23 protein-coding genes are annotated in these 23,198 nt (G+C 44.6%); 22 read left to right on the top strand and 1 reads right to left on the bottom strand.

Going from position 1 to position 23,198, the window contains the following annotated elements; all coding sequences use genetic code 11:
- Positions 1-2: 2 nt before the first annotated feature.
- Both TV75_RS20125 and TV75_RS20120 read left to right on the top strand, forming a co-directional pair.
- On the top strand, positions 3-1,538 hold the full coding sequence (locus TV75_RS20125; protein WP_044340569.1) for a sugar ABC transporter ATP-binding protein: 1,536 nt from the start codon (positions 3-5) through the stop codon (positions 1,536-1,538).
- Positions 1,507-2,493: an ABC transporter permease gene (locus tag TV75_RS20120; RefSeq protein WP_044340568.1), complete on the top strand. Its 987-nt coding sequence runs from the start codon at positions 1,507-1,509 to the stop codon at positions 2,491-2,493. The genes TV75_RS20125 and TV75_RS20120 overlap by 32 nt, the downstream gene beginning before the upstream one ends.
- Before the next feature lie 53 nt (positions 2,494-2,546).
- Here TV75_RS20120 and TV75_RS20115 read toward each other — a convergent pair whose 3' ends face one another.
- Positions 2,547-3,071, bottom strand: a complete 525-nt coding sequence (locus TV75_RS20115) for a DUF2529 domain-containing protein (protein WP_044340567.1) — start codon at positions 3,069-3,071, stop codon at positions 2,547-2,549.
- A gap of 204 nt (positions 3,072-3,275) precedes the next feature.
- Here TV75_RS20115 and TV75_RS20110 point away from each other — a divergent pair, with 204 nt between their 5' ends.
- From TV75_RS20110 to glyA, 20 genes are all read left to right on the top strand, one after another.
- On the top strand, positions 3,276-3,638 hold the full coding sequence (locus TV75_RS20110; protein WP_044340566.1) for a response regulator: 363 nt from the start codon (positions 3,276-3,278) through the stop codon (positions 3,636-3,638).
- A gap of 180 nt (positions 3,639-3,818) precedes the next feature.
- Positions 3,819-4,676 (top strand): class IIb fructose-bisphosphate aldolase FdaB, encoded by an 858-nt coding sequence (fdaB, locus tag TV75_RS20105; RefSeq protein WP_044340565.1) that lies wholly within the window; start codon positions 3,819-3,821, stop codon positions 4,674-4,676.
- Between the two features lie 179 nt (positions 4,677-4,855).
- Positions 4,856-5,497, top strand: a complete 642-nt coding sequence (gene fsa, locus TV75_RS20100; protein WP_044340564.1) for a fructose-6-phosphate aldolase — start codon at positions 4,856-4,858, stop codon at positions 5,495-5,497.
- A 191-nt stretch (positions 5,498-5,688) separates the two neighbouring features.
- Complete coding sequence (locus TV75_RS20095; RefSeq protein ID WP_044340563.1) at positions 5,689-6,972, top strand: UDP-N-acetylglucosamine 1-carboxyvinyltransferase; 1,284 nt, start codon at positions 5,689-5,691, stop codon at positions 6,970-6,972.
- A gap of 517 nt (positions 6,973-7,489) precedes the next feature.
- Complete coding sequence (gene glpX / locus TV75_RS20090) at positions 7,490-8,452, top strand: class II fructose-bisphosphatase (RefSeq protein ID WP_044340562.1); 963 nt, start codon at positions 7,490-7,492, stop codon at positions 8,450-8,452.
- Positions 8,453-8,784: 332 nt separating this feature from the next.
- On the top strand, positions 8,785-10,047 hold the full coding sequence (gene rho / locus TV75_RS20085) for a transcription termination factor Rho (RefSeq protein WP_044340561.1): 1,263 nt from the start codon (positions 8,785-8,787) through the stop codon (positions 10,045-10,047).
- 222 nt (positions 10,048-10,269) lie between these two features.
- Positions 10,270-10,482, top strand: a complete 213-nt coding sequence (rpmE, locus tag TV75_RS20080; RefSeq protein ID WP_034765123.1) for a 50S ribosomal protein L31 — start codon at positions 10,270-10,272, stop codon at positions 10,480-10,482.
- Between the two features lie 312 nt (positions 10,483-10,794).
- Complete coding sequence (locus TV75_RS20075; RefSeq protein WP_044340560.1) at positions 10,795-11,406, top strand: thymidine kinase; 612 nt, start codon at positions 10,795-10,797, stop codon at positions 11,404-11,406.
- 203 nt (positions 11,407-11,609) lie between these two features.
- The gene (locus TV75_RS21275; protein WP_052504631.1) at positions 11,610-12,059 is read left to right on the top strand and encodes a hypothetical protein; all 450 of its coding nucleotides are present in this window, start codon (positions 11,610-11,612) and stop codon (positions 12,057-12,059) included.
- A gap of 151 nt (positions 12,060-12,210) precedes the next feature.
- On the top strand, positions 12,211-13,281 hold the full coding sequence (gene prfA, locus TV75_RS20065; protein WP_044340559.1) for a peptide chain release factor 1: 1,071 nt from the start codon (positions 12,211-12,213) through the stop codon (positions 13,279-13,281).
- Complete coding sequence (gene prmC, locus TV75_RS20060) at positions 13,281-14,153, top strand: peptide chain release factor N(5)-glutamine methyltransferase (RefSeq protein WP_044340558.1); 873 nt, start codon at positions 13,281-13,283, stop codon at positions 14,151-14,153. The genes prfA and prmC overlap by 1 nt, the downstream gene beginning before the upstream one ends.
- A 378-nt stretch (positions 14,154-14,531) precedes the next feature.
- The gene (gene spoIIR / locus TV75_RS20055) at positions 14,532-15,365 is read left to right on the top strand and encodes a stage II sporulation protein R (RefSeq protein ID WP_044340557.1); all 834 of its coding nucleotides are present in this window, start codon (positions 14,532-14,534) and stop codon (positions 15,363-15,365) included.
- A gap of 132 nt (positions 15,366-15,497) precedes the next feature.
- Complete coding sequence (locus TV75_RS20050) at positions 15,498-15,941, top strand: GNAT family N-acetyltransferase (RefSeq protein WP_044340556.1); 444 nt, start codon at positions 15,498-15,500, stop codon at positions 15,939-15,941.
- Positions 15,942-16,294: 353 nt separating this feature from the next.
- Entirely contained in the window at positions 16,295-17,335 is a 1,041-nt protein-coding gene (locus TV75_RS20045) for an L-threonylcarbamoyladenylate synthase (RefSeq protein ID WP_437176725.1), read from the top strand.
- A gap of 172 nt (positions 17,336-17,507) precedes the next feature.
- Positions 17,508-18,062 carry a manganese efflux pump MntP gene (locus TV75_RS20040; RefSeq protein ID WP_044340555.1) on the top strand — a complete coding sequence of 185 codons (555 nt, stop codon included), beginning with the start codon at positions 17,508-17,510 and terminating at the stop codon, positions 18,060-18,062.
- Between the two features lie 317 nt (positions 18,063-18,379).
- On the top strand, positions 18,380-18,817 hold the full coding sequence (locus tag TV75_RS20035) for a low molecular weight protein arginine phosphatase (RefSeq protein ID WP_044340554.1): 438 nt from the start codon (positions 18,380-18,382) through the stop codon (positions 18,815-18,817).
- Between the two features lie 24 nt (positions 18,818-18,841).
- The gene (locus TV75_RS20030; protein WP_044340553.1) at positions 18,842-20,131 is read left to right on the top strand and encodes a methyl-accepting chemotaxis protein; all 1,290 of its coding nucleotides are present in this window, start codon (positions 18,842-18,844) and stop codon (positions 20,129-20,131) included.
- A 157-nt stretch (positions 20,132-20,288) separates the two neighbouring features.
- Positions 20,289-20,732, top strand: a complete 444-nt coding sequence (gene rpiB, locus TV75_RS20025) for a ribose 5-phosphate isomerase B (protein ID WP_044340552.1) — start codon at positions 20,289-20,291, stop codon at positions 20,730-20,732.
- Between the two features lie 12 nt (positions 20,733-20,744).
- Entirely contained in the window at positions 20,745-21,287 is a 543-nt protein-coding gene (locus TV75_RS20020) for a TIGR01440 family protein (RefSeq protein ID WP_044340551.1), read from the top strand.
- Between the two features lie 417 nt (positions 21,288-21,704).
- Positions 21,705-22,946, top strand: a complete 1,242-nt coding sequence (gene glyA, locus TV75_RS20015) for a serine hydroxymethyltransferase (RefSeq protein WP_044340550.1) — start codon at positions 21,705-21,707, stop codon at positions 22,944-22,946.
- Positions 22,947-23,198 lie beyond the last annotated feature (252 nt).

Here is a 23,198-nt window from a genome sequence, read left to right as displayed (position 1 = left end):
AGATGACGTCTCCACTGTTGGAAATGATTGATATCAATAAAACCTTCTCAGGAGTGAAAGCCCTTAAGGCTGCAAGCTTCGATGTGAAAGAGGGGGAGGTTCATGCCCTGTTGGGGGCGAATGGTGCAGGAAAAAGTACACTGATGAAGATTCTATCGGGAGCCTATTTGCAAGACAGCGGAGACATCATCCTTCACTCTGAAAAAAGAGACTATCAATCTCCGAAAGAAGCGAAGGAACATGGCATCCACTGCGTGTACCAGGAAGTGGACACGGCCATTGTCCCTGAACTCTCTGTAGCCGAAAATATCGTCCTTGATCAGTTTTCACAAAAAGGCTCCTTTTTTATCACCAAGAAGTCATTAAAGAAAGAGGCGTTGGAGGCGCTTAGACGGATCGGGGCAGAAACCATCCCCCTTGGGCAGCCTGCGTCACGCTTAAGTCTCGCTGAAAAACAGCTGGTCCTCATTGCCAGGAGCCTGCTTCAAAAAGCGAGAGTATTGATTTTAGATGAACCAACTGCCCCTTTAAGCTCTTCCGAGACAGAGAAATTATTCCGTGTCATAGAAGATTTAAAGAAAGAGAGAGTAGGGATCATTTTCATCTCTCACAGGCTCCCTGAAGTCTTTCAGCTTTCGGATCGCATCACAGTCATGAGGGACGGAGAGACGGTTGGAACGTACGGAACAAACGAAACAACCTCCCATAAGATCATTGAAGCGATGCTTGGAGGCACATATAAAGAAGAGTTTCAGAAAAGAACGCTGCCGATTGGTGAAACGCTTTACGAAGTGAGAGGACTTGCGGACGGACAAAAGCTGAAGGATATCCATTTATCCGTGAAGGCAGGTGAAGTAGTCGGAGTGGTCGGACTCGTGGGGGCAGGGAAAACCGAGCTCGCCAAAGCCCTATTCGGAGCATCTCAGGTAGTATCGGGTGACCATTTTCTGAAAGGCAAGAAGCTCAGTATTCATTCTCCACGAGATGCGGTACAAAATGGGCTGGCGCTTGTACCTGAGGAAAGGCGAAGAGAGGGATTGTTCATTCATGAATCCGTTCAGCACAACCTAAGCTTCCCCTCCTTGGGGAATATCTCCAATTGGTTATGGATCAACGGAAGGAAAGAACGTCAGCTGGCTCGTGAAAAAATCCGATCCCTTGGAATTAAAACCGCTCATGAAGGGATCCAAGCAAACTTTTTAAGTGGAGGTAACCAGCAAAAGGTTTCAATCGGAAAGTGGCTATCCGATGAAGCTACAGTGTTCTTGTTTGATGAACCGACGAAGGGTGTGGACATCGGAGCCAAGAAGGAGATCTTCTCCCTCATTCAATCCCTTGCAGAAAAAGAGAGGGGCATCCTCTACTTTTCCTGTGAAATACAAGAAATCCTGGCGATCTCGGACCGCATACTCGTCATGTACGATGGCCGGATCGTCAAAGAACTGACGAAAGAAGAAGCAACTCAAGAACTCATATTGTTTTATGCTTCAGGAGGGACGGAAGCACATGAAAGGCAAAATACTCGACTTACTATTTAAATACGGGGCTATCTGTTTGATGGCTGTCATTCTCATCTTCTTCAGTTTTTATAATCCGTTTTTCTTCACATACGGAAATCTATCAGACATTCTGCGCTCGATTTCCATCGTCACATTGGTGGCATTGGGGGTAACCTTTACCCTCGTCGTCGACGGCTTTGACTTATCAGTGGGATCGACAGTTTCCCTGTCTACCGTTGTGACGGCTTCTTTGATGGTCTGGTATGAAGCGCCGCTGTGGATCGTGCTCCTTGTTCCCTTGTTGGTGGGAGCCGGAGTGGGGTTATTCAATTCGTTATTGATCGTGAAGTTTGGCATTCCGGATTTGCTTGCTACTTTAGGGGCCATGTATATCATTTCAGGTGTTCATCGGACATATACAGAAGGATACTCGATTTACAATAATATGCCGATGACGACTGGCGGGACTGCCCCGGGGGAATTTTCAGAAGCGTTCCTCTGGATCGGCCAGGGAAAGTGGCTCGGTTTGCCGGTACCGGTATGGATCATGCTCGTGTTGGTCGGAATCGTCTATGTTATCATGCATTTCACGAGATGGGGGCGCATTTTGTATATGACAGGTGGTAACGCGGAAGCTTCGCGCTTATCGGGTGTCAGGGTGACCCGGGTAAAATTGATTGCCTACGTTCTCTCAGGTGTATTTGCATCGATTGGAGGAATCCTGTTCACGGCCCGTGTCGGGTCAGGACAGATGGATGCCGGTGCCCCTCTCCTGATGGAAGCAGTCGCCGCTGTGTTTGTCGGATTTTCCGTCCTGGGGGCGGGAAAACCGAATATCCTTGGAACCTTCTTTGGCGCAGCGTTGATCGGGGTCCTCTTGAATGGATTGACGATGATGAATCTGCCGTACTATGCATTTGAAATTATTAAAGGAAGCGTCCTGGTATTGGCATTGGCGGTGACGTATGTGCATGCCAAGAAGCGCGGGGCTTGAAGAATGTAAGAGAGGCATCCAATTTGGATGCCTCTCCTTCTTTTACAGGGGAATTATTCCTCATACTCCTCCAACATCTCACGGATCACAAACCCCAGGGCAAAGTAAAGATAAAGGGCAGCCATGCTGGATGGGAAGCTCACACGCTCACCGATTTCATCACCGGGAAGCATGCCCTTGATCACTTTCGTATCCAAGTGAACATCGGCTAAATCCGCCAGGTTCTCTTCACCCTCTACCAATCCAGAGACAACCACGAATGGCACACCTTCATCAGCCAGTTTTTTCCCTAGCTCTACAGCATTCTCATCAGTTGAAAAGCGGCTGACGATCAATACACGATCAGCTTCCGTCAGTTGGGTGGAACTTTCATACCTTTTAGCAGAAGGAAGCGGCTCGGCTCCAAACAAAGCCTCGGCTGTGACAGCTTCCATTTCCCCGTAACCCTTTATGTAAATATTCCCTTGTCCGATGGCAGCTTGGGCCAGCAGGCGTGCACCGTCTTCAATTTCGAATTCCTGCTTATCATAAATGCGTTTGAACAGTCCAGTTAACTGTGTTGTAAACATTTTTATCATAGAATGAACTCTCCTTATATATTTAGCTTCGACATTTGTCATCGTAACGCTTATTATAAAGGGGAAAAAGGTCTTAAGTAAAATCTTGATCAGAAGCAGGATTTTTTACAGGAAAAAGAGAATTAGTAATAAATATACAATTATTAGCCGGATATTTAGCGAAGTAGTACATAATTTACTTTAATACGAAGGGGATTGGGATGGATGAACGAGAAAATTCTTATTGTAGACGATCAGTTCGGTATCAGGATTCTATTAAATGAAGTGTTACAAAAGGAAGGCTATCAAACATTTCAGGCAGCGAACGGAATCCAGGCGCTTGAAATTGTCGATAAGCATTCCCCTGATTTAGTTTTGCTGGATATGAAGATTCCGGGTATGGATGGGATCGAAATCTTAAAGAGAATGAAGCAGAAGGATGCGGATATCCGCGTCATCATCATGACAGCGTACGGGGAACTCGACATGATTCAGGAAGCAAAGGACTTGGGAGCGCTTACTCATTTTGCGAAGCCGTTTGATATCGACGACATCCGACAAGCGGTGAAACAATATATTCCAGCTTAGTGGTATTATTTGAATAGTGAAAATAGTAGTATTTTTAACAATTCGCCTCTTCAGTTGGTAAAATCAATTCTGTTTTGGTATGATACAAGTGAAATTGTAAACAATGTCACATGGTGCTATAAATAACACCGCCATTTCTACTAGAATGGTTCACTGACTGAATAAAAGGAGGAAATTACTATGCCTTTAGTTTCAATGAAAGACATGCTAATTAAAGCAAAAGAAAACAGCTATGCAGTAGGTCAATTCAACCTGAATAACCTTGAGTTCACTCAAGCGATCCTGCAAGCGGCCGAAGAAGAAAAATCACCTGTCATCCTTGGTGTTTCTGAAGGGGCAGCACGTTACATGAGCGGCTTCAAAACAGTTGTGAAAATGGTTGAAGGTCTTATGGAAGACTTAAACATCACAGTACCTGTTGCGATTCACTTGGACCACGGTTCAAGCTATGACAAATGTAAAGAAGCAATCGATGCAGGATTCACTTCCGTTATGATCGACGCTTCTCACGGTCCTTTCGAGGAGAACATTGAAATCACTTCTAAAGTGGTTGAATATGCTCACTCTAAAGGTGTTTCTGTTGAAGCTGAGCTTGGAACTGTCGGTGGACAAGAGGATGACGTAGTGGCAGATGGCGTTATCTATGCAGATCCTAAGGAGTGTCAAGAATTGGTGGAACGCACTGGTATTGATACGCTTGCTCCTGCACTTGGTTCTGTTCACGGTCCTTACAAAGGTGAACCAAACCTTGGATTCAAAGAAATGGAAGAAATCGGTGCGGCGACTGGAGTACCTCTAGTACTTCACGGTGGTACTGGAATCCCTACAAAAGATATCCAAAAAGCGATTTCTTACGGAACGGCTAAAATCAACGTAAACACTGAAAACCAAATTGCTTCTGCTAAAGCAGTACGTGAAGTGCTTGCGGCTGATACAGAAGTATATGATCCACGTAAATACATGGGGCCGGCTCGTGAAGCGATCAAAGCGACGGTTGCTGGTAAAATGCGCGAATTCGGTTCTTCCAACCAAGCGTAATAGATAGGTAATGTCTGGAAAGTCTTTCGTGATAGATTACGGGCTTTCCGTATGTGGTAGTAAAAGAATGAAGCTGTAGGATGGGACTGGCACCAGGAGAGGGTTGATACCTTTTTGGGTCAGTCCCTTCCGTTCATTAAAAGATGATTGAAAATTTTGTCGAAAACGGGGTAGAGGAAATGAAATTTTTCATAGATACAGCAAACATGAGTGAAATCAAAGAAGCATTTGATTGGGGAATCGTTTCAGGAGTGACAACGAATCCGTCGCTTGTCGCGAAAGAAAAAAACGTGACATTTGAAGATCGATTAAAAGAAATCACAGAATTAGTCCCTGGTTCTGTCAGCGCTGAAGTCATCGCGACAGATGCTGAAGGAATGATCAAAGAGGGCAGGGAGCTTGCGAAGATTGCACCTAACATTACAGTTAAGCTTCCAATGACACCGGATGGTTTGAAAGCGACATCTACTTTTGCTAAAGAAGGAATTAAGACAAATGTTACGCTGATTTTCAGTGCGAACCAGGCGCTTTTAGCGGCTCGTGCTGGAGCGACATATGTTTCGCCTTTTTTAGGAAGATTAGATGATATCGGCCATGATGGTCTTGAGCTTGTATCCAAGATAGCAGAAATCTTTGCGATTCATGGTCTGGAAACAGAAATCATTGCGGCTTCGACCCGTCACCCTCAGCACATTACAGAGGCAGCCTTAAGAGGGGCGCATATTGCGACAGTTCCTCTGAAAGTGTTGAAGCAACTGTTCCATCATCCACTGACGGATAAAGGGATTGAAGCATTCCTGAATGATTGGAACAACCGTTGATCTTAGGTCAATCGGTCTAAGCGAAAAAAATTCGATTATCCTATACATGTTTTGACGAATTATGTATAAACTAGTAGACAATACTTCTTAGAACGTCTTCTTTTGGAAAAATAATCCTTTTTGTTCTTGGTGTGCGGAGTCCGACAGCCATTGGGGCTTCCCCATCAATGAACAGTGGAAGGGAGTTTAATATGGAAAAGCTAAAAATTGCAGGAGGTTACCCCCTTGAAGGAACCATTAAAGTCAGTGGGGCCAAAAACAGTGCGGTAGCCTTGATCCCGGCAACCATTCTTGCTGATTCACCAGTCACAATCGAAGGGTTACCAGACATCTCTGATGTAAGGACACTGAAGGATCTATTAGAAGAGATCGGTGGTTCAGTCACGTTGGAAGATGGGGATATGAGTGTAGATCCAAGTCAAATGGTGTCCATGCCTTTACCAAGCGGAAAGGTGAAGAAGCTTCGTGCGTCCTATTATTTAATGGGAGCGATGCTTGGACGTTTCAAAAAAGCGGTCATCGGATTACCGGGTGGATGTCATCTTGGTCCACGTCCGATCGATCAACATATTAAGGGCTTCGAGGCTCTTGGAGCAGAAGTGACGAATGAACAGGGTGCGATCTATTTACGTGCCGATGAATTAAAAGGTGCCCGCATCTACCTTGACGTCGTCAGTGTAGGAGCGACCATTAACATCATGCTTGCCGCTGTACGTGCAAAAGGCCGAACGATCATTGAAAATGCGGCGAAAGAACCTGAGATCATTGACGTAGCTACCTTACTAAGCAATATGGGTGCGAAGATCAAAGGGGCAGGAACCGATGTCATCCGCATTGATGGTGTAGACGAGCTTCACGGCTGCCGTCACACAATCATCCCTGACCGCATTGAAGCAGGAACGTTCATGATTCTTGCGGCAGCAGTCGGTAAAGGTGTGCTTGTTGATAACGTTATCCCATTACATATGGAATCCGTCATTGCCAAGCTCCGTGAAATGGGTGTTCCTGTTGAAACGAATGACGATCAAATCTTTATCGGCAGGGCGGACAAGCTCAAATCCGTTGATGTGAAAACATTGGTGTATCCAGGTTTCCCGACAGATCTGCAGCAGCCGTTCACCACGTTATTAAACCGTGCAGAAGGCTCTGCCGTCGTAACGGATACCATCTATTCCGCCCGCTTCAAGCATATTGATGAACTGAGAAGAATGAATGCCACGATAAAGGTGGAAGGACGCTCAGCCATCGTCAATGGACCTGTACAATTACAAGGCGCCAAAGTGAAAGCAAGTGACCTGCGCGCAGGAGCAGCCCTTGTCATCGCCGGCTTAATGGCAGAAGGAATCACTGAAGTAACCGGTCTCGAGCACATCGATCGCGGATACAGCGACCTCGTTGCCAAACTCGAAGGCCTTGGAGCGACAATCTGGCGTGAAAAAATGTCAGCTGAAGAATTGGAACAGATGAAGTCGTAGTTTCTTAAAGCTGTACTATTGTAAGGATGATTGTTTCCATTAGAAGTAATGATAAAACATTTAAAACTAAGTTGATTGGAACGGAAGGGTGCTCGACTCCTGCGGGAGAAGCGGGACAGTACGAAAAGCGTAGGCGGCTCGCACAGCCCCGACAAGCATAAGCTAAATGGGCCGGGAAGGCGTTCTTTGCCTTCTTGGACCATTTAGCTTATGACCTCGAGGGGCTAGCCGCCGGAGTTAGACAGGTGAGACCCCGCAGGCGAAACCGAGGAGGCTCACCGCCCGCCCCGCGGAAAGCGAGCACCCTGGAGTGGAAATCAACAACTACTCGCTTTTTGTTAATTTCCTTAAATATTTCCAATATGACCAGTTCTTTTTCGACTATATGACCCATTGTGTCCTACTTTTTTAGAAAAAAAGTCTCTCCTTCCTCTTTAATGTGTTACAATAAATCTGTTAATATGTTATACAATTAAAGAATATTGTAAAACAAAAGGGATTACGGGAGGCTATATACATGGAAAGAAGTTTATCAATGGAGCTTGTTCGAGTAACAGAGGGGGCTGCTCTTGCATCGGCTCGCTGGATGGGTCGCGGTAAGAAGGATGAAGCAGATGATGCTGCAACCTCAGCCATGCGCGATGTATTCGATACAGTACCCATGAAGGGTACAGTTGTCATCGGTGAAGGTGAAATGGATGAAGCTCCAATGCTATATATTGGTGAGAAACTAGGGACAGGCTATGGTCCGCGTGTAGATGTGGCCGTCGATCCGTTGGAAGGAACAAATATCGTTGCTTCCGGAGGCTGGAATGCACTGGCGGTCCTCGCGGTGGCAGACCACGGAAACCTACTGAACGCACCTGATATGTATATGGATAAAATCGCAGTTGGACCGGAAGCGGTTGGTGAAATTGATATTAACGCTTCTGTTATCGATAATCTGAAAGCAGTGGCAAAAGCAAAGAATAAGGACATCGAAGACGTAGTGGCTACCGTCTTGAATCGTCCTCGTCATGAGCATATCATCCAGCAGCTGAGAGAAGCGGGAGCTCGTATCAAACTGATCAATGATGGTGACGTAGCAGGAGCTATGAACACGGCATTCGATCATACAGGTGTCGATATTTTATTCGGATCAGGCGGAGCTCCAGAGGGAGTGCTTGCTGCTGTTGCGTTGAAATGCCTGGGTGGAGAAATCCAAGGGAAGCTGCTTCCACAGAATGATGCCGAATTGCAGCGCTGTATCAGCATGGGCTTAGATGTGGATAAAGTCCTTAGAATGGAAGACCTCGTATGCGGTGATGATGCAATCTTCGCAGCAACAGGTGTGACGGACGGTGAACTGTTAAGAGGTGTTCAGCTTAAAGGGACATACGGATTGACTCATTCCGTCGTCATGCGTGCGAAGTCTGGAACCGTCCGCTTCATTGACGGACGTCATAGTCTTCAGAAAAAGCCAAACCTCGTTATGAAATAATAAATAGACATTGAAACATAGAGAGAGAAACAAACTCTTCTTATTAGAGATCAGGGATGGGCAGAGTATCTTACATTTCTGCCCATCACCACTCTTATCACTCACTTTTTTTCTTCATAGGTGAAAAAATGCTGCCTATCTACAAAATTACCTTCCTTTTTTTATCCAGTCATTGATTCTTGATTAAAAGTATGGTTACAATAGATAAGGTTTTTATCTTCAGCATTTTTTCTATTAGTTTATGCTTCAACATATTTCTTCATTTTTAGAAAAATCTACCCTTCTTTTTTTTATATTTTAGGTAGGACAAATTAATAAAGCGTGGTGTCATAATGGAAGAGTTAACAATCTCTAGCTTAGAAAATATGAAGCTTAAAGAGCTTTATGAGCTAGCCAAACAATACAAAGTTTCTTATTATAGTAAATTAACAAAAAAAGAACTGATTTTCGCTATCCTTAAAGTCCGTGCAGAACAAGAGGGATTCTTCTTTATGGAAGGCGTTCTTGAAATCATCCAATCAGAGGGCTTCGGTTTCTTACGACCGATCAACTATTCTCCAAGCTCTGAGGATATTTATATTTCTGCATCACAGATCCGCCGTTTCGACCTTCGCAACGGGGATAAAGTATCAGGGAAAGTGCGTCCGCCGAAGGAAAACGAGCGTTATTTCGGACTCCTTCATGTTGAAATGGTCAATGGAGAAGAGCCCGAATCTGCGAAAGAACGTGTACATTTCCCAGGTTTGACGCCTTTATATCCAGACCGTCAAATGAAGCTGGAAACAACACCAAATAAAATCTCCACGCGCATCATGGATCTCATCGCGCCGGTCGGCTTTGGACAACGTGGTTTAGTCGTAGCTCCACCTAAAGCTGGTAAGACGATGCTGATCAAAGAGATCGCAAACTCGATCACAACCAATCATCCAGAAGCGGAATTAATCATCCTTCTTATCGATGAGCGCCCGGAGGAAGTAACAGATATCGAACGCTCTGTAGAAGCAGAAGTCGTAAGCTCTACATTTGATGAAGTACCGGAAAACCACATCAAAGTGGCAGAACTCGTTCTTGAGCGTGCGATGCGTTTAGTGGAGCATAAGCGTGATGTGATTATCCTGATGGATAGCATCACTCGTTTGGCACGTGCTTATAACCTCGTCATCCCGCCAAGTGGACGAACTCTTTCCGGAGGTATCGATCCTGCTGCGTTCCACCGCCCGAAACGATTCTTTGGTGCGGCACGTAACATTGAAGAAGGCGGAAGCTTGACGGTCCTGGCAACGGCATTAGTGGATACAGGTTCCCGTATGGATGATGTCATCTATGAAGAATTCAAAGGAACAGGTAACCTTGAACTTCATCTTGACCGTTCTCTTGCTGAAAGACGTATCTTCCCTGCCATCGACATCCGTCGTTCCGGAACGCGTCGTGAGGAACTTCTCATCAAACCTGATCATCTTGAAAAGCTGTGGGCGATTCGTAAAGCCATGTCCGATCAGCCTGATTTCGCCGAGAAGCTTATGCGCAAGCTGAAGCAATCGAAGACGAATGAAGAGTTTTTCAATGTGTTGACAGAAGAGTCGAAGAAGCGTTAATCTAGTAATCGAATGATTTTTTGAGGAGAGAGGGATGTCTGTAACTTCCAATTTTACAGGTTGCAAATATCGCTTGTCCTTGTTATAATAGTGTCAATGTGTTTTAAAAAATGGATGTGGTAAGGGGCTGGCTATAACTCTCATGCTTATGCTCATATCACATATATCTTCGTAATAAATTACTCTGTCTCAGATGATTCAGGGCGGAAGGAGATGAAAGAAATGAAATCAGGAATTCATCCTAAGTACAACACGATCAAAGTTAGCTGTGCTTGCGGTAACGAATTTGAAACTGGTTCTGTAGCGGAAGAAATGCGCGTTGAGGTATGTTCTGAATGCCATCCATTCTACACAGGACGTCAGAAATTCGCTGACGCTGGTGGACGTGTTGACCGTTTCAACAAAAAATACGGTCTTAAAAATCAACAACAATAATGAAGAGCTGGAAGGTCATATCGAATTACTTTGTGCGTAAAGCATGAATTTTTGAGATTGTCACTTCTCTTCTATTAGAAAAACAGGCAAGGATCTTCATGCTTGCCTGTTTTTTATTCTCTTTAAAGCAAATGGTCGAAGAAATAGAGGCAGTTCCAATTGAGCTGTGCCTCTTTTTTTCTGCCAAATTACTGAAAATCAAGCATTATTCCCGTACATAAAGGAATGCTTTATACTAAAGAGTAGTCCGTTTTTACTAACAGTCAGACTGTTTTAATATAAAATAATGAGTAAGGAAGGAGAGGCGCTTTCGTGTATGTCATGAAACAAACGGGTTGGGTAGAAGTCATTTGCGGCAGCATGTTCTCAGGGAAATCCGAGGAACTGATCCGCCGGGTACGACGCACTCAATTTGCTAAACAAGAAATTGCTGTGTATAAGCCAAAACTAGATAATCGCTATAGCGATGAATCGGTTGTATCTCATAACGGTACCTCTGTAATCGCCAAAGCAGTCGAGGGATCTACTGTTATCCTCGATGACCTGAATCCAGAGGTAGATGTAGTTGCTATTGATGAGGTTCAATTTTTTGACGAAGGCATTGTCGAGGTCGTTCAGAAATTAGCAAACAGTGGATATCGTGTCATCCTCGCAGGACTTGATCAGGATTTCCGCGGAGAACCATTCGGGCCAATGCCTGATTTAATGTCCATCGCCGAACAAGTGACAAAACTCCAAGCCGTTTGTGCAGTATGCGGCTCTCCTGCAAGTCGAACGCAACGATTAATCAATGGCGAACCAGCTTGCTACGATGATCCCGTCATCCTGGTGGGTGCCTCTGAAGCTTATGAGCCAAGATGCCGCCATCACCATGAAGTCCCGACCGGAATCAGTGTCACACCTGATATGGTGAAGGAATTATAGTAAATGAAGCCCTTTGTTTGGGGCTTTTTTTATTTGGCTCTTTTCGTAACGGTGGTGTATATAGCGCAGGCTCATCGAATGCTCTAAGAATCAGCGGGTGCTTGATGGTTAGGGGAATGTTTCGCTTAAGACGGATGCACTCCAATCTTTATATGCATAAGCACTTTCCTGTAGGAAATCCTAAAAACAGGAGGTGTGAAAGCATGAAAAAACTGCTGTTAGCTTTATCTTTTACTGTATTCTTCATTTTAATCACCGCTTGTGGAGTAAATCAGGAATCGGAATACGGTATGCACGAAGATGAAAATGGGACACGATTCATTGATAATCGAAAAGAGGTCAATGATCGTCAAGATAGAAGCGTCAGAAATACGACAAATGAAAACCCGAACTTTCCAAACCTGACGAACTCACCAGGTACAACTTCGACGACAACTGGTGTGTATGAGGACAAAGCCCGTGAGGTTGTGAGGGAGTATTCCAACTTTGAACCAGATGAAGTCTGGATCAATGGCGAACAAATGTGGGTGACGGCACATACCCAGAAAGAAATGAGTATGGCTGAGACGGATAAAGAAGAAGCGATGTTAAAAGAGAGATTGGAAAAAGCCATCCCAAGGTTCAATATAAATGTGAAAATCACCGAAAGATAAAAATAGGCAAGCAGGTCTGGCACTTGATCTGCTTGCCTTCTACATAAAATTTACCACTTTATGCCTTCTGACTGATCCCGATCCTCCTTGTGTTTACATACACCATATAATATAATTAGACTGTTATGGACTAAAATTGAGGTGAATAGCTGTGTTCGATCGTTTACAAGCAGTGGAAGATCGCTATGATAAGTTAAATGAACTATTGAGTGATCCAGAAATTGTGAATGACCCAAAGAAGCTAAGAGATTATTCAAAAGAGCAATCAGACATCCAAGCAACGGTAGAAGCATATCGAGAATATAAAGAACTTACTGGGCAGTATAAAGACGCTAAGGCAATGCTGGATGATAAGCTTGATGCTGATATGCGTGAAATGGTGAAAGAAGAAGTTTCCGAGCTTGAAGAACAAATTGAAGCATTGGAAGCCCGTCTGAAAATATTATTGATCCCTAAAGACCCGAACGATGATAAGAACGTAATCATGGAGGTTCGCGGAGCTGCAGGTGGAGATGAAGCAGCCCTGTTTGCTGGTGACTTATACCGTATGTACAGTCGCTATGCAGAATCCCAAGGCTGGAAGACCGAAGTGATGGAAGCGAACTCCACTGGTGTTGGCGGATATAAAGAGATCATCTTTATGATCAACGGAAATGGCGCATTTTCCAAAATGAAATACGAAAACGGGGCACACCGTGTGCAACGTGTACCTGAAACAGAATCAGGCGGACGTATCCATACGTCGACGGCAACGGTTGCCTGCCTGCCGGAAGCGGAAGAAGTCGAAGTGGATATCCACGACAAAGATATCCGTGTCGATACCTTCGCATCCAGTGGCCCGGGAGGACAAAGTGTTAATACAACCATGTCTGCAGTCCGTCTGACTCACTTGCCGACAGGTGTAGTCGTTTCATGTCAGGATGAAAAGTCGCAAATCAAGAACAAAGAGAAAGCAATGAAAGTATTGCGTGCACGCGTTTACGATAAATTCCAACGTGAAGTTCAAGCTGAATACGATGCAAACCGTAAATCAGCCGTTGGTACAGGTGATCGTTCAGAACGTATCCGTACGTACAATTTCCCACAAAACCGCGTCACGGATCACCGAATCGGATTGACGATTCAAAAGCTCGATCAAATTCTTGAAGGGAAGATGGATGAAGTCATCGATGCGTTGATCATCGAAGATCAATCCAAGCTTCTTGAGAGACTGGAAGAATAATGACGTCTGTTACTATATTTGAAGCCCTAAAATGGGCTTCTTCTTTTTTAGTCGAGAATGGCCGTGATGAAAATGTGGGAGAGATCTACTTGCGCCATCTGATGGGAATGTCCCGATCGCAACTGCTGGCAGAACAGCGGAGGTCCGTCCCGGAGGAGAAGTGGGAAGAATACCAGGATGGGATTCGCCAGCATGTAGGCGGGGTGCCGATTCAGCATATTATCGGGATTGAAGAGTTTTATGGTCGGGAGTTTGTGGTGAATGAGCATGTGCTGATTCCGAGGCCTGAAACGGAAGAACTGATCTATTATGGATTGGCAAAAATGAAGGATCTTTTTTCTGAAGCGGAAACTCCTCTACGGGCTGCCGATGTAGGAACGGGCAGCGGCGCGATTGCGATTACATTGAAGCTCGAAGCAGACCGGTCACCTATTGAGATGATGGCTGTGGATATTTCACCGGAGGCATTGGCTGTTGCAAGGGAAAATAGTGAGAAACTCGGTGCGGATGTTCGCTTTTTTGAAGGAGATTTATTGCAGCCTTTGATCAAAGAAGGTGTGAAGCTCGATATCCTTTTATCGAATCCTCCATATATTCCATTGACGGATCGTGAAACTTTATCAGATGTCGTCATTGAACATGAACCTGAACTCGCTTTGTTTGGCGGGGAAGATGGATATGATCTGTACAAGAGATTTATGGATGAACTGCCATTGGTGATGAAGGAAAAATGTCTGATCGGCTTTGAAGTCGGAGTCGGACAGGGCGAGACGGTTGCAGACCTGCTGCAAGATGCGTTTCCAGCTGCCCATGTAGAAGTAGTACATGACATCAACGGGAAAGATCGAATGGTGTTTTGTCTGAGAAAATAAGGATGTTGACCCTCGATTCGTATGATCGGGGGGTTTTTGTGTGGTGTGCGGGATGAACTCGTGAGTTTTTATCCGAATAAGTGAGCGTTTGGGTGTCGAAGAGTGGATTGAATGGAAATGTAAGGGTGAAATCCTTTATATTCATGTTATATTATCGATTTTTAATCGGATATTATCGACTTGGACACTTTTATTATCAACTTTCGCGCATTTGTTTTCAAAAGTAGGATTTTATTTTCAATTCTAGCCCATTTATTTTCAAAAATAGGATTTTATTTTCAAAAATAAAATTCAGCAGATTTCCCAAACAAAAATGTTATTTTACTAGTTTAAGATTTCCCCTTTTTGACTAGACTGTTTTACTGAGGGGGAGAGGAAATGAAAACAAAACATACGGTTTTATTGTATATCTTGATTCTATCATTAGGAACGATTCTAAGTTTATATATACCAAAGCAGGAAATGGCGGCTCAGGAGACGATGGTGATTCCGGAAGAAGCGATTCGACTCCGGATTCTCGCAAACAGTGATATGGAGCAGGACCAGAACGTGAAAAGACTCGTACGTGATGAAGTAAATAAGGAGATAACAAATTGGGTATCGACTCTTACATCACAAGACGAGGCAAAATCAGTGATTCAAGCGGGATTACCGGAGCTGCAGAAAATTGCAGAAGAGGTTGTCGCGGAGCAAGGCTTAGATCAATCGGTGAAAGTTGATTTTGGAAAAGTCGAGTTTCCTACTAAATTATACGGTCAATATTTATATCCGGCAGGTGAGTATGAAGCAGTGTTGATTACTCTCGGTGCAGGGGAAGGAGCGAACTGGTGGTGTGTCCTTTATCCACCTCTATGCTTCCTTGATTTCTCGACTGGAAATGCGGTAAGAAGTCCTGGATTTGAAACGACAGTGGAGGCCAGTGGAAATGAAATCACCGAAGTGGATCCCGAAGATCAGGCAGATGAATTGGACTCAGATGCAGAAGGAATGAAAGCTCCTGAAACCGAAATGGAAGATGTGGTAGCTTATAAAGAAGTCGAGCTGGAAGCAGTGGAAGCAGAAATGGTGGCTGCAGAAGAAAACAAGGAAGAGCTTCTAGTAAAAGAAAACAGTGTGAAAGCAGAACCAGTCTTCGTTGAAGAAGGAGAAGAGGAAGAAGTAAAGGTGCGCTTCTTCGTGGTAGATCTTTTCAAAGGATTATTCAATAAGTAAAACGAGAGCTTCATCCCCCAGAGATGGAGCTTTTTTATGTCTATCTTTCTATTACTTTTCCCAACAACTTGTTCTATTCTCTCTTTCTCCTCATACATTTACACTAGGGGATGATAGAAAAGGGAGGAAGAAATGATGTTAAAAGTGATTCGCCAGGCAACACAGGAAGATATCCATGAAGTTGTAGCCTTCTTAATGAAAGCGGGTTTAAGTACAGAAGGCATTAAAAATAGTGTTGATTGTTTTTTAGTAGTGGAAGACTCAGAGAAGCAGTTAATCGGGACGCTTGGGATTGAAGTTCAGGAGAAAATAGGCCTTCTGCGCTCACTCGTTGTGACTTCTTCTTTTGAAAGTGAAGAATTATTTGCTCTTTTTCAAGAGATTTTAAAATTGGCGAAAGAAAAAGAACTTACGAGCCTTTACTTAATCTCTAATCGAAAAGCATCGCTGAATTTCTTTGATTTGTTAGGTTTTCAACAGGAAAAAGAGCCTTTTGTGGATGAACTGAAGAATTTCGTTCACGCCAAAAAGTTATCCACAGTGGATAACTGCATTACGATGAAGCTGGAACTTTAGGGTGAAATGAGAGGTTTCGACAAATTTCCACTAAAAGATATTATTGTTCGATAGTAGTCTGCTTGTAGACTGAATCATTTTTATAGAAAAATGATTCAGTTTTTTTATGTGTATAATTCGACAAAATACGTGAAGTGCCATTCGCTAACGTAAATATCTCTTTTTTCAGAATTATTCACACCATCCACAGGTTTATCCACAGTCTGTTGAGTTTTATTCACGTTTTGTGGACAAGACTTGAGAATTTGTGGGATTTCTTTTATACTTTCAAAAGAGTACGATAGTTGAACGCTTGTTAATTCAGTATTTATATACAGAGTTTGATTGTTGAAATAAAAAGGTGGATGACGGAAATGATGAAACATTGGATTGTGGAAAGAGATGTGGATAACAGTGAAAGTTATCCACATATTGTGGATGCAGCGAAGATTCTTCAACAAAATGAGGTGATTGCGTTCCCGACAGAGACGGTTTATGGTCTGGGGGCCAATGCGAAATCGGATACCGCTGTGGGGAAAATCTTCAAAGCGAAGGGAAGACCATCGGATAATCCACTGATTGTCCACATATCAAATATAGATCAGCTGGAAGAACTGGTGGAGGATGTTTCTGGTGATGCAGCGAACCTCATCGATGCTTTTTGGCCGGGTCCATTGACGATAATTTTTAAAAATAAGGAAAACGTACTTTCTGAAAAGGTAACAGCGGGATTACCGAGCGTGGGGATCCGGATGCCTGATCACCCGGTAGCCCTGGCCATCATTGAAGCATCGGGACTCCCGATTGCGGCCCCAAGTGCAAACCGCTCGGGAAAACCAAGTCCGACAACGGCTCAGCATGTCATCGATGATCTGGAGGATCTAATTGCAGGAGTGGTCGACGGAGGCGAAACGGGAATAGGTGTGGAATCAACTGTAGTGGATTGCACCGGAACAAGCCCGATTGTTTTACGTCCCGGAGGAGTCACGATCGAACAGCTGGAAGAAGTGGTCGGTTTAGTGGAAGTGGACCCTTCTTTAAAAGAAGGAAAGGGGGCTCCAAAATCCCCTGGCATGAAATATACACACTACGCCCCTGATGCTCCTGTGTATTTAGTGGATGGTACGAGGGAGGACCTTCAGAAATTGGTAGATAACAAAAAAGCAGAAGGTCTCAAAGTGGGTGTGTTGACAACGGAAGAATTCATGGATGACTTCGAGGCAGATGTCATTCTCTCGGTTGGACGAAGAGAGGACCTGACAACAGTCGCTCGGAGTCTCTACGATACGCTCCGTGCTTTTAATAAAAGCGATGTAGATATCATTTTTGCCGAAATGTTTCCCGAAGAAGGAGTAGGACTGGCGATTATGAACCGACTTCAGAAAGCCGCCGGGTATCGGGTGGTTAAAGGATGATGTTTTGACCCTATGGTTTGATGGGACCAAAGGGGTTTTTTGTAGCGCCGATATTCACTGTAGTAGTAATGTTTTACAATAATACCCAGACTCCTGTCCATTTCTCATTCTATTTTCCCTTGGACGTGCATAAATTTGTTCTGTAGGCATGTCCGGAGGGGGAAAAACAAAGATGACAACGATTATTGGAGAATTGATTACGCTGATGTTAATGGCATTTGCCCTTGGGATGGATGCCTTTTCGATCGGGATCGGGATGGGTATGTTTCAGCTGAGACTAAAGCAAATCTTATATATAGGATTGGTCGTCGGGATCTTTCATGTGTGGATGCCCCTCTTCGGGATGATGACGGGGAAGTTTTTATCAGAAACGTTCGGTGCATTTGCAGGGTACGCAGGCGGGCTGCTTTTGATTGTATTGGGAATTCAAATGTTCATGTCAAGCTTCAAGGAAGAGGAATCGACACTCATTTCTCCAGTGGGGTTTGGATTGGTGCTCTTTGCCTTGAGTGTAAGCTTGGACAGCTTTTCCGTTGGACTGACCCTGGGGATTTTCGGTGCGAGAACCGCGGTCGCCCTTTTCTGTTTCGGAATAGCGGCGACGGTTTTGACATGGGCCGGTTTATTGATAGGGCGGAAATTCCAGGGGGTACTCGGTACATATAGTGAGGCTCTGGGTGGAAGCATTTTGTTTGCGTTTGGGATTAAGCTTTTGCTGCCGTTGTAATAAAGCTGGTGATGGTAGATTGGGAGTTTTATAGACGAAGGTCCGTCCCTCTTGGGTGGGCTTTTTTTGTGGTTTATCTTATGCTTGTCGTGCCTGAGCAAGCCCCCTTCGCTTTTCTATTTGTCCAGCTCCGGGGGCTTGGGGCTCGAGGTCATAAGTCAAGCCGACCAAAAAGGCAAAGAGCGCCTTTCCGGCCGACTCGTCTTATGCTTGTCGCCCCAGGGCAAGCCCCCTGCGCATTTCTTTTGTATATATTGTGAATGGGCTATGGGGAGATTGGAAAATATTTTATAATAGGCTGTAAGGAGGATGACGTGATGAATATTTTATTTGTTTGTACGGGAAATACATGCCGAAGTCCTATGGCGGAGGCGGTTTTGAAGCATAAGGGTGTGGAGAAGTTTGATGTGAAGTCTGCAGGGGTTTTTGCCATGGACGGAAGTGATGCTTCATTTCAGACTAAAGAAGTGCTGAAAGAGAACGATATAATACATAGACACCAATCGAGTTCGCTCTCGAGGGAGAACCTGGACTGGGCTTCCTATATTTTTACAATGACATCGAATCATAAGCGGGCGATAGTGGATCAGTATCCACATGTGGCGGACAAAATTTTCACATTAAAGGAGTTTGTCCTTGAAAATCCTGCTGATTTGGACGTATCGGATCCGTATGGGGGAAGTGTGGACATCTATAGACATACATACAGAGAGTTGGATTCACTGATTGGGGAGTTAATCAAAAAGCTGGATTAAGGTCGAGACAGGGAGAGAAAAAGGATGGGGAAAGAGAGAAGCTATAAATCGGGTCTTAGAAAGAAATTAGTCTTCTTTATCACGCTTCTTGCAGTGGTGACGTATTCAACGAGTGCACTTTTTATTTATTTTATCAAACCTATTTTTGCACCTGATATGAACGAGCTTTTATTTACGAGCATGACACTGGGGATGGGTGTTTTCTGGTCAGGTGTGCTTGCCTTTTTTGCAGCGGGATTCATCGTCAAACCACTTCAGCGTTTGGAGCAGGCGGCGTTGAAAGCAGCACAAGGGGACATTGCAGTGGAAGTCGTGGTGCCGAAGTCGGATGATGAAATCCGATCACTCGCATTGGCCTTCAATCGCATGCTCCATAATCTCCGGGACATGGTATCGAGTATTGACGAGAATTTCACTAAAACAAATTCGAATGTGATTGAGCTGTCGAGAGCATCGAAAGCAGCTTCTACTCAAGCGGATTCCATTTCCAAAACGATCAGCGAAATTTCAGCGGGTGCCGAGAGCTCGGCCTTGGCCATTCAAACGACGGCTGAATCTGTTGAGGACGTGATTCGAATCGCACAGGAAGTACAGAATCACTCCAAATCATCTGAGCAATTGTCCAAGAATATGGTGACGGAGCTTCAAGGGAGCAAGGAGGTAATTCATTCCCTGGTAGAAGGTATCAACCGGCTTGCAAAAGGTAATGAAGATTCATTGGACGCCGTGCACCGATTGGAAGACAATGCGAAAAAGGTGGAGAAGATCATTCAGTTGGTCGGGGATATTGCAAACCAAACCAATCTTCTCGCCTTGAATGCCTCCATTGAAGCGGCACGGGCAGGAGAGCACGGTAAAGGATTTGCCGTGGTTGCCGAGGAAGTCCGAAAACTGGCAGACGAAAGCGGCAGGGCAGTCCAAGGCATTTCCGAACTCATCAAGAACATTCAGGCTGAGGTTGGAAATGTCGTCGGACAGATCACTGCTCAAGTTGACTCTGCAAATTCTGAAGCGAAAAAAGGAACACAGACAAATGAAATAATCGAAACGATGACGAAGACGATCCATGAAGTGGCAGAAGCCGTTCAGAACATTTCAATCCTTGTAGATCAACAGATGGAAAGCATCCAACTGACTTCCCAGCAATCCCAGGAGGTAGCGGCCATTGCAGAAGAAACCTCCGCGGGGGCGGAGGAAGTGTCGGAATCTACTAGAGAACAAGCGGTTGTAATGAGTGACGTACAGGAATTGGCATTGAACCTCAAAGAACAAGCGGAATCACTGAAGAGTACGATTACTCGGTTTCATTTGTAAGATAGACGGACATGAGGGACGGACCTCATGTTCGTTTTTTTTGAGGAGTGACTTTCGGCTCCTTCTTTTAAAAATGATCTCAAAAACTTTATATAATGAAGAGTATGTGGCAAAATAAAACCTAACAAAGTCTAGTCATATGGGGAGTGGGATTACGATGAAAATTGCAATTGCATCCGATCACGGCGGGGTAAATATCCGCGAAGAAATCAAATCATTATTAGAAGAGCTGGGCCTTGAATATGAGGATTTCGGCTGTGAGTGTGGAACGTCCGTTGACTATCCGGACTATGCCGTTCCTGTTGCAGAAAAAGTGGCGAGTGGTGAGTTCGATCGCGGCATTCTGATTTGTGGTACAGGAATTGGTATGAGCATTTCAGCTAATAAGGTCAAGGGGATCCGCTGTGCTCTTGTACATGATGTATTCAGTGCAAAAGCGACCCGCGAGCACAATGACAGCAATATGCTGGCCATGGGTGAACGCGTCATTGGTCCGGGTCTTGCGCGTGAAATCGCCAAAACATGGCTCGGTGCGGAATTCGAGGGTGGCCGCCATGCCAATCGTATTGGGAAAATCACGGCATACGAAGACAAACAGTAGGGAGTTGATTTCATGGAAATCGCTCAATTAAAAGAAGAACTGCAAACGATCCTCCGAGATTTCAGCGAACAGGTTCCGATGAAAAAAGGACAAGTGTTTGTTGTAGGCTGCTCCACATCAGAAGTGATGGGGGAGAGGATCGGCACATCAGGAACCATAGAAGTAGCGGAAATGATTTTTGAAGAGCTGAAGGGTTGGGCTGATTCCATTGGTGTTTCACTCGCTTTTCAATGCTGCGAGCACCTGAATCGGGCACTCGTTTTGGAGAGAGACGCTGCAGAAAGTAGAGGCTTGGATGAGGTAACGGTCATTCCTGTGCGAAAAGCAGGCGGAGCGATGGCGACCAAAGCGTATCACTCCTTTGAAGATCCCGTCATGGTAGAGCATATAAAAGGCGACGCCGGCATCGACATTGGGGATACCTTTATCGGCATGCACCTGAAACACGTGGCCGTCCCCATCCGGGTATCACAGAAAAGCCTCGGCGAAGCCCACGTCACACTCGCCAAAACCAGACCCAAACTCATCGGCGGAGTCAGAGCCGTATACGAATAATACACACTTGAAGGTCCGTTTCTCATCGTCGAGGGACGGACCTTTATTGTAGTGTCTCTGGTATTAGACCTTAAACCTATTTTGAATCCCGAACTATAAAGGGAATTAGGGGATTATGATTATGATAAATGGGTGAAATGGGAGATTTTCAACCATGGCAGTGATATCACTAACGATCATGAAAATTTCACAATCATTCGACAAATATAGGCATAATGCTACTCGTGGGGGAGCAGGCATGTAATAGATCGGTCTACTTGTGAACCATATCACATGAGGTCCGTCCCTCTAAACACGAACATTACGTTTTGACTAGAGGTTTTTATTTCGCGTTTTGCTGAATCGTGTTAGAATGAGATTGAATGAATCAATGAGGCACCTAGAGCAGTTGGGCCTATGAATTAAAGGGGGATATGTATGAGTAAGATTGCCAAGCAAGATCCGGAAATTTATGCAGCGATTCAAGATGAATTAGAGCGTCAACGAACGAAAATCGAGTTAATTGCATCTGAAAACTTTGTCAGTGAAGCGGTTATGGAAGCACAAGGCTCCGTTCTGACAAACAAGTATGCAGAGGGGTACCCAGGTCGTCGCTATTATGGTGGCTGTGAGCATGTCGATGTAGCTGAGAATTTAGCTCGCGATCGTGCAAAGGAACTTTTTGGAGCTGAGCATGTAAACGTTCAGCCTCACTCAGGAGCACAAGCCAATATGGCAGTCTACTTCACGATCCTCGAACAAGGTGACACGGTTCTTGGAATGAACTTATCTCATGGTGGACATCTGACTCACGGAAGTGCAGTCAACTTCAGTGGTGTTCAATATAATTTCGTAGAGTATGGTGTGGATGAAGAAAAGCATCTTATCAATTATGAAGATGTTAGACAAAAAGCATTAGAGCACAAGCCTAAGCTGATCGTAGCTGGAGCAAGTGCATATCCAAGAGCGATCGATTTCGCTAAATTCCGTGAAATCGCAGACGAAGTGGGAGCCTACTTAATGGTGGATATGGCTCACATCGCCGGTCTTGTAGCAGCTGGTCTTCATCAGAACCCGGTTCCTTATGCAGACTTCGTGACAACAACGACTCACAAAACGTTACGTGGACCTCGTGGCGGAATGATTCTATGTAAAGAAGAGTTTGCTAAGAAGATAGACAAGTCTATTTTCCCTGGAATTCAAGGCGGGCCACTTATGCACGTGATCTCAGCTAAAGCTGTTGCTTTCGGTGAAGCGCTTCAGGATTCCTTCAAAGACTATGCAAAGAACATCATCGACAATGCAAACCGTTTAGGTGAAGGTCTTGTTAAAGAAGGAATCAATCTTGTATCAGGTGGATCAGATAATCATCTATTACTTATCGACCTGCGTTCACTAGGACTGACTGGAAAAATCGCAGAAAAAGTGCTTGATGAAATTGGTATCACAGTAAACAAAAACACGATTCCATTCGATCCAGAAAGCCCATTCGTAACAAGCGGTGTCCGTATCGGTACGGCAGCTGTTACATCAAGAGGCTTCGGGCTCGAAGACATGGACGAAATTGCTTCCATCATGGCATTGACTCTTAAAAACCATGAAGATGAAGCGAAACTAGAAGAAGCACGCAAACGCGTCATCGACCTGACAAGCAAATTTGAATTATATCCAGAAAGATAATAGATGATGACCTCTTCATTAGGGACGGACCTCCCTGGTGGAGAGGTTTTTTAATAGAAAAGTAGATAAATCTATTGGTATTAGGCTCTAAATACTGGGCTGAGGGCCGACTTAAATGGTAATCCGGCCGTTATTCGCGATAATCCAGCCGTTTTACGTTAAAATCCGGCCGATTTTAATGGTAATCCAGCGGCTTTTCATAAAAATCCAGCCGTTTTTGGCAATAATCGATTAAGTCCATATAATTGTGTA

Source organism: Rossellomorea aquimaris (assembly GCF_000935355.1).
GTDB lineage: Bacteria > Bacillota > Bacilli > Bacillales > Bacillaceae_B > Rossellomorea > Rossellomorea aquimaris_B.
The sequence above is the reverse complement of the archived record's forward strand: the minus strand, read 5'-3'. Positions and strand labels throughout refer to the sequence as shown.

Excerpts from the sequence above, each read along its gene's own strand:
- TV75_RS20125 (WP_044340569.1), top strand. The coding sequence starts at position 3 with ATGACGTCTCCACTGTTGGAAATGATTGATATCAATAAAACCTTCTCA.
- TV75_RS20120 (WP_044340568.1), top strand. The coding sequence starts at position 1,507 with ATGAAAGGCAAAATACTCGACTTACTATTTAAATACGGGGCTATCTGT.
- TV75_RS20115 (WP_044340567.1), bottom strand. The coding sequence starts at position 3,071 with ATGATAAAAATGTTTACAACACAGTTAACTGGACTGTTCAAACGCATT.
- TV75_RS20110 (WP_044340566.1), top strand. The coding sequence starts at position 3,276 with ATGAACGAGAAAATTCTTATTGTAGACGATCAGTTCGGTATCAGGATT.
- fdaB (WP_044340565.1), top strand. The coding sequence starts at position 3,819 with ATGCCTTTAGTTTCAATGAAAGACATGCTAATTAAAGCAAAAGAAAAC.
- fsa (WP_044340564.1), top strand. The coding sequence starts at position 4,856 with ATGAAATTTTTCATAGATACAGCAAACATGAGTGAAATCAAAGAAGCA.
- TV75_RS20095 (WP_044340563.1), top strand. The coding sequence starts at position 5,689 with ATGGAAAAGCTAAAAATTGCAGGAGGTTACCCCCTTGAAGGAACCATT.
- glpX (WP_044340562.1), top strand. The coding sequence starts at position 7,490 with ATGGAAAGAAGTTTATCAATGGAGCTTGTTCGAGTAACAGAGGGGGCT.
- rho (WP_044340561.1), top strand. The coding sequence starts at position 8,785 with ATGGAAGAGTTAACAATCTCTAGCTTAGAAAATATGAAGCTTAAAGAG.
- rpmE (WP_034765123.1), top strand. The coding sequence starts at position 10,270 with ATGAAATCAGGAATTCATCCTAAGTACAACACGATCAAAGTTAGCTGT.
- TV75_RS21275 (WP_052504631.1), top strand. The coding sequence starts at position 11,610 with ATGAAAAAACTGCTGTTAGCTTTATCTTTTACTGTATTCTTCATTTTA.
- prmC (WP_044340558.1), top strand. The coding sequence starts at position 13,281 with ATGACGTCTGTTACTATATTTGAAGCCCTAAAATGGGCTTCTTCTTTT.
- spoIIR (WP_044340557.1), top strand. The coding sequence starts at position 14,532 with ATGAAAACAAAACATACGGTTTTATTGTATATCTTGATTCTATCATTA.
- TV75_RS20050 (WP_044340556.1), top strand. The coding sequence starts at position 15,498 with ATGATGTTAAAAGTGATTCGCCAGGCAACACAGGAAGATATCCATGAA.
- TV75_RS20045 (WP_437176725.1), top strand. The coding sequence starts at position 16,295 with ATGATGAAACATTGGATTGTGGAAAGAGATGTGGATAACAGTGAAAGT.
- TV75_RS20040 (WP_044340555.1), top strand. The coding sequence starts at position 17,508 with ATGACAACGATTATTGGAGAATTGATTACGCTGATGTTAATGGCATTT.
- TV75_RS20035 (WP_044340554.1), top strand. The coding sequence starts at position 18,380 with ATGAATATTTTATTTGTTTGTACGGGAAATACATGCCGAAGTCCTATG.
- TV75_RS20030 (WP_044340553.1), top strand. The coding sequence starts at position 18,842 with ATGGGGAAAGAGAGAAGCTATAAATCGGGTCTTAGAAAGAAATTAGTC.
- rpiB (WP_044340552.1), top strand. The coding sequence starts at position 20,289 with ATGAAAATTGCAATTGCATCCGATCACGGCGGGGTAAATATCCGCGAA.
- TV75_RS20020 (WP_044340551.1), top strand. The coding sequence starts at position 20,745 with ATGGAAATCGCTCAATTAAAAGAAGAACTGCAAACGATCCTCCGAGAT.
- glyA (WP_044340550.1), top strand. The coding sequence starts at position 21,705 with ATGAGTAAGATTGCCAAGCAAGATCCGGAAATTTATGCAGCGATTCAA.